Raw genomic sequence first — 14723 nt, 5'->3', positions numbered from 1 at the left:
ATGTAACTATTCACATTTTTTCACGTCTTATATATAAAACTCCGTTTTTTGGATCCTCACTCCGGACTCATCCCTCACTTATGTTTTAATTAAAAGCCACGTAAGACAAATGAAAAAATCACTCTTTACATTGTTCATGCTCATCATCGGGCTTGCCGCATTCACATCCGGTGCAGAAACGCGTGTAATAAACATCAAGCAATCATTCTCGTCTCTTGACACGAGTGCAGGAGTAAAGGTGATCTATCAGCCTGCCTCCGGAAATCAGCCAACCGTCAAGATCACCGGCGAGGCTGACCAGATCAGTAAAATTGATGTCCGCATAAGCGGTAATACTCTTAAAATATCCCCCAAACCCAATCCACTCGGAAGCCGTAAAGGCAACCTCATTAAGGGAGTGGTTGTCACTGTGACAGCACCTATGGTCAATGAGATCGAGGCTTCTTCCGGATCATCCGTGAAATGTAATACCACAGTTTCAGCGGGCGGAAAAAAGATCGAACTTGAAGCGTCGTCAGGTGCTTCTATATCTCTTGCCGGAATCAGTTGCCGCAAACTCGAAGCAGAGGCTTCATCAGGAGCATCTATCGAAGTGAAATCCGTAGTTGCCGACAAAATCAGCATGGATGTATCGTCAGGCGCATCAATTTCAGCCCCGAAAGTATCAGCAAAGGACACCGACTGCGAAGCATCCTCCGGAGGCTCGATCCGCATAGGCGGAACATCCGCTAAGGGATCATTCTCGGCATCAAGCGGAGGTGATATCAAGGGATCTACCCTCTCCGTAAAGGAATCGCGCGTTGACAAATCAATCGGCGGTTCCATCAAGCTCAATTCTCAGAAATAAATCTGATACGCACAAGAGGGCGTTTCGTAACAAATGTTAGACACCCTCTAATTCCATAAAAATCTTAAAGCCAACGTTGCTCCGAAACAACATCTGTTTTTGACTACGTTGGCTTTAATTCATCCGTTGCCGTATTTCCTCTCTATGAACTGATCCTCATGTATGATTTTTACACGTTTCCCCAGTTGGTTGAACGGAAAAAAGTCACTAAATTTGCAGCACCGAAATTTAATATCAACGACAGACATACAATTTGACGAAATGACCGTAGTAGATCGCTTCTTAGAATATGTGAAGTTCGACACTCAAAGTGACGAACTCACCAACCTTACTCCCTCCACTCCCGGACAGATGATTTTCGCACAGCACCTTGAAAAGGAACTGCGCGCGATGGGTCTGACCGACATCACACTCGATGACAACGGCTATCTCATGGCCACCCTCAAAGGCAATGCAGGAAAGGATGTCCCGACAGTCGGCTTCATCGCACATCTCGACACATCACCTGACATGAGCGGTCGCCACGTCTCTCCGCGCATCGTCGAGAAATATGACGGTAAGGACATTGTCCTTAATTCAACCAACGGTATCGTACTCTCACCCGGACAGTTCCCTGAACTCCTCGATTATGTAGGTCAGGATCTCATCGTCACTGACGGAAACACCCTCCTCGGTGCTGACGACAAGGCAGGTATCGCCGAGATTATCACAGCTGTCGATTACCTCATCAAGCATCCGGAGATCAAGCATGGCGACATCCGCATAGCCTTCAATCCTGATGAAGAAATCGGTAAGGGAGCACACAAGTTCGATGTCGATCTCTTCGGTGCCGACTGGGGCTACACTATGGACGGCGGCGAGATCGGCGAACTTGAATATGAAAACTTCAATGCAGCCGTAGCCAAAGTCACCTTCAAAGGCCGCAACGTGCATCCCGGTTATGCCAAGCACAAGATGATCAACTCCATGCGTATCGCCAACCAGTTTGTCATCATGCTTCCGCGATGGGAGACACCTGAACACACCGAAGGTTACGAGGGATTCTATCACCTTATTTCATTTGAGGGTACTGTCGAGGAGACCGTGCTCACCTATATCATCCGCGATCATGACCGCGACCGTTTCGAACGCCGCAAGAAGGAGCTTGAACATCTCACACGCAAGATCAATAACGAATTCCCCGACTGTGCATCTATCGAAATCAAGGATCAGTATTACAACATGCGTGAGAAGATCGAACCGGTAATGCACATAATCGACATAGCCGTTCAGGCCATGAAGAATGTAGATGTCACTCCTAAGGTGCAGCCTATCCGTGGAGGTACAGACGGTGCACAGCTGTCATTCAAGGGTCTCCCCTGTCCCAACATCTTTGCCGGTGGCCTTAACTTCCACGGCCGTTATGAATTTGTTCCCGTGCCCTCGATGGAAAAAGCCACACAGGTCATTGTTGAGATCGCACGTCTTGTCGCTGAAAAGTAAATCCGGCGTATTCTCCCCATACAATCAATCATCCTCAAACGGACCCCTTGAAAACACTTGTTATTATCACCGGGCCGACCGCAAGCGGGAAAACGTCACTTGCCATAGAGCTGGCCGAGGCACTCGACACTGAAATAGTGTCGGCTGACTCGCGCCAGCTTTTCCGTGGACTCCCGATCGGGACGGCTGCGCCGACACCTGAGCAGCTTGCGCGTGTGCGCCACCACCTCATCGGCGTGCTGGACCTCGACGCTTACTATTCGGCAGCATGTTATGAAGAGGACGCCCTGAGGATTCTTGATGATATCTGGGCCGGAAATGACTATGCGGTGATGTGTGGAGGCTCAATGATGTATATCGACGCCATCACACGCGGAATCGACTCGCTCCCTACCATCTCCGCCGAAGTCCGTGACTATGCCCTCTCCTTATATAATAAAGGTGGGCTGCCGGCACTCCACGACAAACTACGGGAGCTTGATCCCGACTATCTCTCCACCGCCGACCTCTCCAATCACCGCCGCCTTGTCCATGCCATCGAGATCTGCATGGAGTCAGGCCGACCTTACTCCACCCTCCGCACCGGTGAGGCAAAGCAACGTCCGTTCCGAATAATAAAGATGGCAATCGGACATGACAGACAGAAGCTGTTTGACCGTATTAACCGACGGGTCGATATGATGATCACCGATGGCCTTGAAGAAGAAGCCCGACGTGTCTATCCCTTCCGTCATCTCAACTCGCTCAATACTGTCGGATATAAGGAAATGTTTGCCATGATGGACGGGATTATGGATCGTGAGACAGCCATAGCGCGTATCGCAAAAAATACACGTGTCTATGCGAAAAAACAACTCCTATGGCTGTCAAAAGACCCAGATGTAAAAATTCTTGACCCGAATACTCCTTTACTGGAGCAAACGTTAAGATTTATTAATTAAATTCAGCAACGCCAATTACTCTATTTTTCTTATTTTTGCACATTACTATTCTAAATGAGAATTTTTAGGTGCGTGTATTTTTCTTACCGACCGTAATATGCTCACTTCATAAGGGATATGTAATAATAACGAATCCTTTCGACTATTTATTCAATCATGATTCAACGCGACAGCCTTAACTTATACTTTCAGGACGCTATACGCGAATACTGGGAGCTTCCGTCACTGACCGATATGGGTGGGATGACAATGACATACAAAGATGTGGCACGTAAGATAGCCAAACTCCATCTTCTGTATGAGCATTGTGGCGTAAAACCCGGCGACAAAGTGGCTCTCTGCGCCAAAAACAGTTCGATGTGGTGCGTGACATTCATCGCAACACTGACCTATGGAGCTGTAATTGTCCCGATCCTTGCAGATTTCAAGGCCGATAATGTGCAGCATCTTATAAACCACAGTGACGCTAAGCTTGCGATAATTGACGAGAATATTTGGGACGATCTTAATCCGGAAGCTATGCCGCAACTTCTCGGCGCACTTTCGATCAAGGATTTCTCACTCATCCATAGCAATGACAAGACGCTTACTCATACGCGCGCTCACCTGAACGAGATTTTCGGGAAACGTTATCCCGACCGTTTCAGCCCGGAGGATGTCATCTATCATGAGGACAGCAAGGAAGAGCTCTGTCTGATCAGCTACACTTCCGGATCGACCGGTTTCTCAAAAGGCGTGATGCTACCCTTCCGCAGTCTTTGGTCCAATGTTCAGTTCTGTCTCGATTTTCTCCCGACAAATCCCGGCGACGGAGTAGTATGCATGCTTCCGCTTGCCCACATGTATGGTCTGACCATAGATATGCTCCGCCCCTTCATCAGTGGTAACCATATCAACATACTGACCAAGACCCCGTCGCCCCGCATCATCATGGATGCTTTTGCGAAAGTCAAACCGCGCTACATAGTCACCGTTCCTCTGATCATCGAGAAGATCATCCGTACCCGAGTATTCCCGATGCTCGAAAAACCGTTGATGAAACTCATGCTGATGGTTCCCTATGTTGACGAGCGTCTGTTGAGCAAAATCAACGACCGCCTCACCGAGACATTCGGCGGTAACGTAGAGGAAATCGTCATCGGCGGTGCCGGTCTCAACCGCGATGTCGAAAAATTCCTACGTCGCATCGGTTTCCCCTACACTGTCGGTTACGGCATGACTGAATGCGCACCCCTTATCTCCTATGCCAATGCCAAGGAAAACCGTATGGCCTCATGCGGACGCATTGTCGATCGTCTGGAAGCACGTATTGATTCCGAAAATCCGACATCCAAACCCGGCATACTCTATGTCAAAGGCGAGAATGTCATGCTTGGTTATTACAAGAATCCGGAAGCGACCGAAAGCTGCATGAGTGAGGACGGATGGCTCTGCACAGGTGATATCTGTACATTTGACGACAACGGCTTTCTTTACATACGTGGCCGTGACAAGAACATGATTCTCGGTCCTTCAGGCCAGAATATCTATCCGGAGGAAATCGAGGACAAGCTCAATAACCTTCCCTACGTGTCCGAATCACTTGTGATCGATGGCGGCGGCGGACGTCTTGTAGCCCTGATCTATCCCGACTACGAAAGCATCAGTTCACAGAAACTGAGCAATCAGGGTATCACCGACATTATGGCTGAGAATATCAAGACCCTCAACTCGGATCTTCCCGCCTATTCACAGATCCAACGCTTCGAACTGATGACAGAAGAGTTTGAAAAAACGCCCAAACGTTCCATCAAACGCTACCTCTATCAGCCCAAATAACCTCGCAACGAGATAACCGCAAAAAGCATCAGGAGACAGAGCCGCCCATAAGATCGGAATCTGTCTCCTGATGCTTTTATAATACAATGATACTCTAAAATCAGACGTATGTATATAATAGCTTGTAGGACCTGCGCTTGCACTGGCCGAAACGCGGATAACCATTGATATTCACCCCAACTACCTCCAATTACCGTCACTCGGATCGGAGATTTGCTATCTTCAACATCACCCCGATTTCGGCTACTTCTCAGAACGAGAAGTGGAATGTGAATCGCAGACCGCTCTTGCAGGCTTCCGGATTGTCCCGATAAGTAAGACGCCAAGTGTAATCCACGCGTAGGATACGGAAAATATTGTCAAGTCCCGCACCAATCTCCATATAGGGCAGATCAGTCATCTCCTGCGTGTGAGCGATCGCTGGAAATGCATAAAGTTCCGGATTGAGCGACGGTTTGTTGCGGTCACTCAGATGTCCCCACACACCTTTGAAAGTCACAGCCTCGCGCAACTTCAGCTTTTTCAGGAGAGGAATATTGTTGAGAAGCGCACCATTCGCCCAGTACGTGAGATCCCATTGAGCGTATGAATCGTTGATAAACTCCATCGGATTCAGACATGAGAAAAGATCCGACTGTATGATATACGACAGGTTCGCTCCGGGAATGAGCAGATTGGGATACGGTGACCGCGACCACACGTGACCACCCTTGACAGTAAAATCTATACAGCCGAATGCCGAGAGCCATATACGTTTGAATATCGAGGCTTCCGTCACGTTAAGCGCAAACGGATTGCCCATGAAGCCCTTGGGTGCGAACGTATGTGACAGGGTAAATATCGGAGCATCCATATTGATCGGCATACGTCCGGTCTTCATCTGATAGAACTTCTCGCCGGGAGCATAGCGGAGCAGCAACCGGAATGAATTCATGGTGTAATGACGGAAACTCTCGCCATGCCCGTTGACAAAGGTCATGAACTCCGTTGAGTACTGTCTTTCCTGCTGCACACGAGCCTCAAGCGAAAAATGATTCTCTGTCTCCATTATATATTCCAGCTTGCTCACGCGGTGATATGTCTCCTGACGGTCAGGCATTCGACGAAACGAGAGGAACACATTATCCACATTGTGCATCATCGACAGCTGACCGAGACGATCTATGTCGTAAAGCTGCGTAGCCCTGATCGAATGGACCGGGAACTCCCTTGAATGATACTCCTTGTCACGGAAAGAATATTCCAGCTCTCCGCTATATTTCCACTTATGATCCTTGAAACCGCGCGCCACATAACCTCTGGCAAACCACCTGTTGGAAAGATTAGCCGTTGTCATGCCTCCGAGGCGCAGACGCAATCCCTCTATGGCATTGTATGAGATCATGGTGGTCATCGGTCCGAGATCAAAGTACGAAGGCTTACCTGTAGGCACATAACCCGACGTAACAAGTCTCACGGTTTTCTCACCCCAATAGAACAGCGGTACGGAGCGCAGACGGGTCATCATCTGTTCGATCGCATTCGCACCTTTGCCTATCTCAGCCTTTCGGTTGTCAGTCCAGAACTCCTCGTCATGCCCTTCCGCACCCGGAGCGAATATCTGATCGGCACCGCGCTTGAAAAGATCGGGATTCGCGGCAGGATTGAAATCGTGCGAATCATAGACGGTGTGGCGGTGACCGTAGATTCCCGGTGTGCCGGGGATAAGACTTGCCTCCATCATCATATCGTCCTTGATTTTCAGACGCGACCCATCCGGAGCTTTGACATAATCCTGACTTATCACGAGCCCGTCGATGAAATTCAGATTTATATCATGCGGCGCACGCAGGATTATGCGTTTGATAAACATTGTCGTGTCACCGAGCGGGACATAGAAGCGACCCGTAAATCCGAGCGAACTCGGATTGCGCGGGACAAACGTAAGCTCAACGCAACTGGTCGAATCCACGTTGATCGTATCCGTAAGATAAAATTTGTAGAAATCCGGAGCTATACGTGACAACGGTGACACGAAACGGGTCTGAAAAATAGTGATATCGTTGTCATACACATCCACTTCGCGCATCACGTCCTCATAGAACGTCTGCACGCTCTGTTTATCAAGGACATCATCGAAGCCCGACGAACGCAGACCCGTCACATATTCCTTTTCGCTTTCCGGATCTTTCCGGTAATGCACGGACGACAGTTTCTCGCGCAGCGCGATATTAAGTATAGGTTTACCCGAAACTTCAGACGTATCGACATACTCCCGCAGAAATGCAAAGTGCTTCCCAAGACCGCTTTGCTTTCCTGAATCACCGGCCTGATAATTATTTATCGCCAGCGTGATGCGTTCATACTTATCATAATTGTAATTATCATGACGGCGCGGATCATTCAGATCCTGCGTGTGGCGGATACGCTCCATGAATTCAACAGCCGGATTATTCTTCTTGGAATAATGGACACGTTTCGGACGCGCGATGACCTCTCCGAGCTGCACTCCGGAAGGATGGATGGCAATGTCAAGTTTCAACTGGCTTCCATTGGGACGCACAGCTACACTCTTGGTCGCATAACCTATGGCAGATACGAGCACGCTGTCAAACGGAAGAGCCGTCGTGACGCTGTAATTACCGGAATCATCCGTGAGCACACCCCTGTCAGTGCCTTTAAGCATGATTGTTGCAAACGGGACGGGTTCATGAGAAAGTGAATCAGTCACCACACCGCTAACCGTGACGTTGAGAGCCACAGCCGGAAGTATCGACAAAACAAAAAGGGAAAATATTGCAATGCGCAGATGCAGGCGCAAATTAGACATATCAAACTGTTGCAAATAGTTACAATCTTCTTTAACTTTGCAAAGTTAGTCATTCTGCAGCTATCAACCATCATGGTCTCTCTTCATTTTCACTCTTTTAACAATCACCCACCCGTCCATGGCAAAAGAAATCGAACGTAAGTTTCTGGTTAATAACACATCTTTCATCCAACAGGCCATTTCCTCGACAAGGATCAGACAGACCTATCTTTCGGATAACCCCGACGCCACAGTGCGTCTGCGCATAAAGGATGACTCCGCCTTCCTAACCGTCAAGGGGCGCAATAAGGGCGTGATCCGCGATGAGTGGGAGTATCCGGTCCCGCTCACTGATGCCGTTGAGATGGCGGAGCGGCTTACCGGAGGATTTTCAATTGACAAAACCCGCTATATTGTGGATTTCGAAGGTTGGAAATGGGAGATTGACTGTTTCCACGGAAGGCATGACGGCCTGATTGTGGCTGAGATTGAAATGCCGTCAGCCGATTGCTGTCCACCGCTTCCATCATTCATAGGCCGTGAGGTTTCAGGCGATCCACGTTACTACAATTCCGTACTTTCAACAACCCCCGGAGTCCCTGAGCAAAATGTTTAGACGAGGGGCTTCACGTATAGAAAAAGAAAAACGTATCATAGGAGTTATGATACGCATTTACTGCCGGCGGAAAGAGGGAAACGCGGAGCTATGCGATGACTGCCGCACTCTTCTTGATTATGCGGCCAAGCGACTGACACATTGTCCATTCGGCGAGAATAAAGAATCATGCCGTCGCTGCACCATCCATTGCTACTCACCGTCAATGCGTGAGCGCATACGCATCGTCATGCGCTTCTCCGGCCCACGGATGATCCTCTATGCACCGCTTGAGGTACTACGTCACATCTGATTCGTCAGCACTCCTCCTTATCAAGCCTAAGATCAGCCAACAGGAAATTACTTCCGGCGATCAGGATCATATCATCCTTGGCCGCACACTGACGAGCCTGCGCCAATGCATCGTTCACATCCGGAATCACCTCGCCGTAAAGACCGAATTCCGACGCTTTCCGTGCAAGATCGGCCGCAGCAAGCCCGCGAGGCACTGACGGCGAGGCAAAATAAAGGGCGACATTCTCACCAAGCCCTCCGATCTTCTTCAATATGGCTGAAATATCCTTATCGTTGACAAATCCTGCGATCAGATGCACCCTGCCTGACTTACGCGATGACAGCTGCGAGGCTATATACTCCCATCCTCCTATATTGTGACCGGTATCACAGACAGTAAGCGGATCGTTGTCCAGCACCATCCATCGTCCCATAAGGCCGGTATCTTCACAGACGTGTGCAAACCCGTCTCTCACAGCCTCATCCGTGATCCTGAAACCAAGATCCCGCAGACATACGAGACTGCACAGTATCGTGGCGGTATTCTTGACCTGACATTCACCTGCGAGCTCCCCTCTGACAGCTCCGAAAGGTGTATGCGGATAGTCGATAGCATTCTCCCGGACTATAGCCTCGACAGGTTCTGCCACCAACAATGGTGCGTCTGACTGCGCGGCCTTCTGCCCGAAGACATTTATTGTCTCAGGCTGCAATTCACCGATCACTACAGGAACACCTTTCTTTATTATACCGGCTTTCTCAAACGCTATCTTTTCAAGGGTATCGCCAAGTAGATTCGTGTGGTCATGGGAGATATTTGTGATTACACTCAATATCGGAGTGATAATGTTTGTCGAATCCAACCGTCCTCCTAATCCGGTCTCGATCACAGCCACATCAACATTCTCTTTTTTGAAATATTCAAAAGCCATGGTCGAGGTAAGCTCAAAGAAACTCGGTGTGAGATCGGTTGACATAGCTTTCCACCGTTCGACGAAATCAACCACAGCCTTCTCCGAAATTTTTCTACCGTTCACCCTGATACGTTCACGGAAATCAAAGATGTGCGGTGAGGTATAGAGACCTGTCTTATATCCCGCACGCGCAAGCACGGCGGCAATCGTGTGGGCAGTCGAACCCTTGCCGTTAGTGCCTGCTATATGTATGGGTGGATAAGCGAGGTGAGGATTACCGAAAATATCATCCAATGCGTGAGAAGTTCCCAGCCCCGGTTTATATGCCGAAGCTCCCTCGCGCTGAAACACCGGAAGAGAATTGAAAAGAAACTCTATAGCTTCACTGTAAGTCATAGCTGTCAGCTTATAAAATTAATAAATCAGCCATCCCGCAAACCCTGCGAGACAGATGATGAGTATCGGATGCCATTTTACCCAATAGACCAGAACGAATGCTCCCACACACAGAGCAATACTCCAGAGCAACTGCGTTGTATCCTCACCGAAATTGGCCGCATTCATCAGAAGCATGGCTGCAGAAGCGATCAGTCCTACCACAACGGGGCGCAGGCCGGCAAAAATGCCTTTAACCACCACACTGTCCTTATGGCGGCTTATCAGATGACTCGTGAAAGCTACCAATATAAACGAAGGCAGGACTACAACCAACGTACACAACAGCGAGCCCAATACACCGAAAAGCGGTGAGGCGAAAGCTTCGGAGTACTCTCCGGGAGCAACATATCCGATATATGTGGCCGAATTTATACCGATCGGGCCGGGTGTCATCTGCGATATGGCCACAATGTCCGTAAACATCTGTTCGGTTATCCACCCCGGCCCAACGATCTCACGTTCGATAAGCGCGAGCATGGCATAACCGCCACCGAATCCGAAAAGACCTATTTTCAGATAGGCCCAGATCAATCTAAGGTAAATCATAATTCCTCATCCTCCTTTCTAACTTCATCCTCGACTTTCTGAAGCGATTTCACATGGTGGGAAAACCACAGCCATCCGAAGAAACCGCCAAGCACTATATATAATATAGGATTAGACACAACCGGCCACTTGGAATAGATCAGGAGAGCCACGGCAATCGGTATGCCTATCGTTTTCCAACCGATCTTGGCAGCCTTGGCCGATGTGATCACGGGTGCGATGATAAGCGCGACAACGGCCGGACGCACGCCCTTGAAGATCGCCGATAAAGTCGGATTGTTCTTTATCAGATCAGGAGTAAGGAAGATGGCTATACAAAGAATTATCAGGAATGAAGGAAGAATACAACCGGCAGCTGCTGCAAGTGACCCACGCATACCCTTGAGTTTATCGCCGACTGCCACTGATATGTTCACCGCTAAAATACCCGGAAGCGATTGAGCCACGGCAAGAAGATCGAGGAACTCTTCGCGCTCTATCCAATGGTGCTTATCCACAATCTCTTTCTCGATGATCGAGATCATGGCCCAGCCTCCGCCAAAAGTGAAAGCACCTATTTTAAAGAACGACAGAAAAAGCTGAAGACAGATATTATTCATAAGCTGATCCCTGATTACTATGTTTAATTCCAAATGTTAAACACCGATAAATATTGATTTCGGATTACAAAATTACAAAAAAGTATATTATGAGAATAAAAAAACAAACTTTTAGTTTTTTATCTTGTTATAATAGCAAAGGTTGAAAGTTTCAATGACACGATTTCAGCTCAATAGCGTCAAAAAAATTCAATCACCTGAGTTGAAATCAACGAAATACAACCGATACAGATAAAAAATATAAATCATCAATCTAATCAACACACACTATGACAACAGCTCCTCTTCAAGGAATTAAGGTAGTGGACTTTACTGAAGTCCAGTCAGGTCCCTCATGTACTCAGATGCTCGCATGGCTCGGCGCAGACGTAATCAAGATCGAACGCCCCGGAGTCGGCGATGCAACCCGTAAAGAACTTCAGTTCAATCCTGATCTGCCCAGCTACTACTTCCTTCAGCTTAACTCTGACAAAAAGTCGCTCACACTCGATGCCAAGACTCCCGACGGAAAGGCTATTCTTACCAAACTTATTCAGGAGGCCGACATTTTTGTAGAGAACCTTCATCCGGGAGCAATGGACAAACTCGGCTTCAGCTGGGAGGTGGTCCACAAGCTCAACCCTAAGTGTATCTACGGTACTATCAAGGGCTTCCCTGTTTCATCAAAGTATAAAGACCTCAAGGCTTACGAGCCTATCGCACAGGTGACTGCAGCTGCCGCTTCAACCACCGGCTGGTTTGAAGGCGAAGACAATATTCCTACACAGAGCGGTGCAGCCCTCGGTGACTCCAATACCGGTATGCACCTCCTCATCGGTCTTCTAGCAGCACTCCAGCAGCGTAACAAGACAGGCGAAGGTTGCTACGTTTATCAGTCAATGCACAACGCATGTCTTAACCTCTGCCGTATCAAGACCCGTGACCAGCTTACCCTCGATAAGATCGGTTATCTGACCCAGTTCCCGCAGTATCCTAACGGAAAATTCGGCGATTGCGTGCCCCGTGCAGGCAATATCGAAGGTGGCGGTGTCCTCGGATGGACTTATAAGTGTAAGCCTGCCGGCGACATGGACTCTGCCGTTGATGCCAACAACTACGTTTATATTATTCTTCAGCGCGGTGCCAAGGACTTCGAACTGTTCTGCAAGGCAGTCGGCTTCGAGGATTGGCTTACCAATCCTGATTTCAACACCGCCGATGCCCGTGACCGCAACAAACAGGCCATCTACAAACGTATCGGTGAATGGACTGCGGACAAGACCAAGTTTGAGGTCACCGATATCCTCGGCAAGGCAGGTGTTCCTGTAGGTCCTGTGCTCTCTACCAAGGAGATCATGAGTGATGAAACCCTTTACGATGGTAACACCCTCGTAAAGATCAATCAGGGTGGTGAGATCGGTGAATTCGTTACCGTAGGTTGCCCGTTCACTCTCAGCAACTACCAGCCTACTTACGGCCCTGCACCTTCACTCGGTGGCAATACCGATGAAGTCCTCAAGAACCTTGGTTACACCGACGATCAGATCGCATCATTTGCCAAGAATGGTACTACCGCACCTCTCGCAAACGGTCAGATGTAATCGTACAGATACTCACAATCAACAGATAACTTAACACCGGAGGGGACAATCGGAAATTGTCTTGTGGAAAACGTGCAATTGCCGGTTGTCCCCTCCTTTTTTTCTCAACATTCATATAATCATTCATCAATTCTATCTATCACTATGGCAAATACCACATCAACTCCTGCTGCACCTCATTTTCCCGAACAAGTAACGGGTATGTATATACTCGCCGAGGCTCTTCACCGTCTCGGTCTTAACGATGTCTATGGCCTTGTAGGTATCCCTGTAACTGAAGTCGCCTATGCAATGCAGAAGGTTGGCATGAACTACTATGGTTTCCGCTTCGAACAGCAGGCCGGCATGGCCGCCGCAACCCACGGCTATCTCACACGTCAGCCCGGTGTGCTGCTAACTGTATCCTCTCTCGGCTTCCTCAACGGCCTGACCGCCACCACCAACGCAACTGTCAACTGCTATCCTATGATTCAGATTTCTGGTGCGAGCGACCCTACAATGGTCGATATGGACATGGGAACCTACGAGCAGCTTGATCAGCTCAACGCCGCCCGTCCTTATGTCAAGGCCGCTTTCCGTTGCAGCCATGCAAAAGATATTCCATCTGCAGTAGCCCGTGCTTACCGTGCAGCCGTCAGCGGTCGTCCCGGCGGTGTGTATATCGACATGGCAACCCCCGCCCTCGCTGAGATCATGAACCGCGAAGATGCCGAGAAGCTCTTCTACACTCCGGTTGACATCTATACTCCCGTAGCTCCTAACAATGAAGCCGTGAAGCGTGCTGCTGACCTCCTGCTCAACGCCAAGCATCCGGCAATCCTCCTCGGCAAGGGCGCAGCCTATGCTCAGGTTGACGACAACATCAAGGAGCTTATCGAGACCTATAATATTCCCTATCTCGCAATGTCGATGGCAAAGGGTCTGATGCCCGACAACGGTCCTCTGAGCGCACTTTCATGCCGAAGCACCATTATGGAGCAGGCAGATGTCGTGATGGTCGTCGGCGCACGTATCAACTGGATGCTCCAGTTCGGCCGTGGCAAGTGGAATCCCAACGTGAAGTTCGTACAGCTCGACGTCCAGCCTACTGAAATCGACCGCAACGTGCCTATTGCAGCCCCTGTAATCGGTGACCTCAATCTCTCGCTCGAAGCAATCCTCAGTGAGATGAAGGGCAAGAAGATGGCGGCAGATCCCGCATGGCTCACTTCGCTTCAGGCTGAGAGCAAGGAGAAGAACGCCAAGTTCGAGACCCGTCTCAAAGATGCACTCACTGCTACTCCTATGACCCATTGGAGCGCAATCGCAGCTATCAAACCTGTACTTGAATCAAATCCCGATGTAATCCTCATCAACGAGGGTGCGAATACTCTTGACGATACCCGCGATTCTGTTGACATGGCTCTCCCCCGCCATCGTGTCGATTGTGCGTCATGGTCAATCATGGGTATGGGCATAGGTTCTACCATCGGTGCAGCAGTCGCCACCGGCAAGAGCGTAGTAGCAGTCGAAGGTGACTCTGCTTTCGGATTCTCCGGCATGGATTTCGCCACTATCTGTCGCTACAAGCTCCCCTGTACGGTCGTAATCTTCAACAACGGCGGTATCTACAACGGTATAGGTGTTGACCCCTCCGGCAAGGATGAGCCAGCTCCTACCACCCTTGACATCAACGCCCGATATGAAAAGATCGGCGAGGCTTTCGGGTCGGCCAACTACTATGTCTCCACTCCCGAAGAGCTTACAGCAGCACTCAAAGAGTCAATCGCATCAAAGAAGCCGTCGATCATCAATGTTCAGCTCGCTGCCGACTCAGGCAAAGAGAGCGGTCATATCGGCTACCTCAACCCGACTCCCCTGATTGAATACACTGTCTAATCC

12 protein-coding genes are annotated in these 14723 nt (G+C 49.3%); 8 read left to right on the top strand and 4 right to left on the bottom strand.

The features are described 5' to 3' along the window. The first annotated feature begins 109 nt into the window (after positions 1-109). From K2G41_RS02975 to K2G41_RS02960, 4 genes are all read left to right on the top strand, one after another. The gene (locus K2G41_RS02975) at positions 110-847 is read left to right on the top strand and encodes a DUF2807 domain-containing protein (RefSeq protein WP_300114188.1); all 738 of its coding nucleotides are present in this window, start codon (positions 110-112) and stop codon (positions 845-847) included. 261 nt (positions 848-1108) lie between these two features. Beyond that, positions 1109-2329, top strand: coding sequence for a peptidase T (pepT, locus tag K2G41_RS02970; RefSeq protein ID WP_300114185.1), 1221 nt, complete (start codon positions 1109-1111; stop codon positions 2327-2329). Positions 2330-2376: 47 nt separating this feature from the next. Then, positions 2377-3270 carry a tRNA (adenosine(37)-N6)-dimethylallyltransferase MiaA gene (miaA, locus tag K2G41_RS02965; RefSeq protein WP_300114182.1) on the top strand — a complete coding sequence of 298 codons (894 nt, stop codon included), beginning with the start codon at positions 2377-2379 and terminating at the stop codon, positions 3268-3270. 156 nt (positions 3271-3426) lie between these two features. After that, the gene (locus K2G41_RS02960) at positions 3427-5088 is read left to right on the top strand and encodes an AMP-binding protein (RefSeq protein WP_300114178.1); all 1662 of its coding nucleotides are present in this window, start codon (positions 3427-3429) and stop codon (positions 5086-5088) included. 250 nt (positions 5089-5338) lie between these two features. On the opposite strand, the gene K2G41_RS02955 is transcribed toward K2G41_RS02960, so the two are convergent. Then, positions 5339-7846 (bottom strand): DUF5686 and carboxypeptidase-like regulatory domain-containing protein, encoded by a 2508-nt coding sequence (locus K2G41_RS02955; RefSeq protein WP_300114176.1) that lies wholly within the window; start codon positions 7844-7846, stop codon positions 5339-5341. 169 nt (positions 7847-8015) lie between these two features. Here K2G41_RS02955 and K2G41_RS02950 point away from each other — a divergent pair, with 169 nt between their 5' ends. Next, on the top strand, positions 8016-8492 hold the full coding sequence (locus K2G41_RS02950) for a CYTH domain-containing protein (RefSeq protein ID WP_300114174.1): 477 nt from the start codon (positions 8016-8018) through the stop codon (positions 8490-8492). After that, positions 8485-8784 carry a nitrous oxide-stimulated promoter family protein gene (locus tag K2G41_RS02945; protein WP_300114172.1) on the top strand — a complete coding sequence of 100 codons (300 nt, stop codon included), beginning with the start codon at positions 8485-8487 and terminating at the stop codon, positions 8782-8784. The genes K2G41_RS02950 and K2G41_RS02945 overlap by 8 nt, the downstream gene beginning before the upstream one ends. Positions 8785-8788: 4 nt before the next feature. Here K2G41_RS02945 and K2G41_RS02940 read toward each other — a convergent pair whose 3' ends face one another. The 3 genes from K2G41_RS02940 to K2G41_RS02930 are packed head-to-tail and all read right to left on the bottom strand — an operon-like array spanning position 8789 to position 11262. Further along, the gene (locus K2G41_RS02940; protein ID WP_300114169.1) at positions 8789-10075 is read right to left on the bottom strand and encodes a folylpolyglutamate synthase/dihydrofolate synthase family protein; all 1287 of its coding nucleotides are present in this window, start codon (positions 10073-10075) and stop codon (positions 8789-8791) included. 18 nt (positions 10076-10093) lie between these two features. Next, positions 10094-10663 (bottom strand): chromate transporter, encoded by a 570-nt coding sequence (locus tag K2G41_RS02935; RefSeq protein ID WP_300114166.1) that lies wholly within the window; start codon positions 10661-10663, stop codon positions 10094-10096. Continuing rightward, the gene (locus K2G41_RS02930) at positions 10660-11262 is read right to left on the bottom strand and encodes a chromate transporter (RefSeq protein WP_300114163.1); all 603 of its coding nucleotides are present in this window, start codon (positions 11260-11262) and stop codon (positions 10660-10662) included. Before K2G41_RS02930 ends, K2G41_RS02935 begins: the two co-directional genes overlap by 4 nt. 269 nt (positions 11263-11531) lie before the next feature. Between K2G41_RS02930 and frc the strand changes: the two genes are divergently transcribed. Both frc and oxc read left to right on the top strand, forming a co-directional pair. Then, on the top strand, positions 11532-12842 hold the full coding sequence (gene frc / locus K2G41_RS02925; RefSeq protein ID WP_300114160.1) for a formyl-CoA transferase: 1311 nt from the start codon (positions 11532-11534) through the stop codon (positions 12840-12842). Positions 12843-12986: 144 nt separating this feature from the next. Continuing rightward, positions 12987-14720 (top strand): oxalyl-CoA decarboxylase, encoded by a 1734-nt coding sequence (oxc, locus tag K2G41_RS02920; protein ID WP_300114157.1) that lies wholly within the window; start codon positions 12987-12989, stop codon positions 14718-14720. Positions 14721-14723 lie beyond the last annotated feature (3 nt).

Source organism: Duncaniella sp. (assembly GCF_029056165.1).
In the GTDB taxonomy this organism is placed as follows: domain Bacteria; phylum Bacteroidota; class Bacteroidia; order Bacteroidales; family Muribaculaceae; genus Duncaniella.
The sequence above is the reverse complement of the archived record's forward strand: the minus strand, read 5'-3'. Positions and strand labels throughout refer to the sequence as shown.

Bases quoted from the DNA above. Each gene is read 5' to 3' on its own strand.
- K2G41_RS02945 (WP_300114172.1), top strand. From the start codon at position 8,485: ATGTTTAGACGAGGGGCTTCACGTATAGAAAAAGAAAAACGTATCATA.
- pepT (WP_300114185.1), top strand. From the start codon at position 1,109: ATGACCGTAGTAGATCGCTTCTTAGAATATGTGAAGTTCGACACTCAA.
- K2G41_RS02950 (WP_300114174.1), top strand. From the start codon at position 8,016: ATGGCAAAAGAAATCGAACGTAAGTTTCTGGTTAATAACACATCTTTC.
- oxc (WP_300114157.1), top strand. From the start codon at position 12,987: ATGGCAAATACCACATCAACTCCTGCTGCACCTCATTTTCCCGAACAA.
- K2G41_RS02930 (WP_300114163.1), bottom strand. From the start codon at position 11,262: ATGAATAATATCTGTCTTCAGCTTTTTCTGTCGTTCTTTAAAATAGGT.
- K2G41_RS02975 (WP_300114188.1), top strand. From the start codon at position 110: ATGAAAAAATCACTCTTTACATTGTTCATGCTCATCATCGGGCTTGCC.
- K2G41_RS02940 (WP_300114169.1), bottom strand. From the start codon at position 10,075: ATGACTTACAGTGAAGCTATAGAGTTTCTTTTCAATTCTCTTCCGGTG.
- frc (WP_300114160.1), top strand. From the start codon at position 11,532: ATGACAACAGCTCCTCTTCAAGGAATTAAGGTAGTGGACTTTACTGAA.
- K2G41_RS02935 (WP_300114166.1), bottom strand. From the start codon at position 10,663: ATGATTTACCTTAGATTGATCTGGGCCTATCTGAAAATAGGTCTTTTC.
- K2G41_RS02960 (WP_300114178.1), top strand. From the start codon at position 3,427: ATGATTCAACGCGACAGCCTTAACTTATACTTTCAGGACGCTATACGC.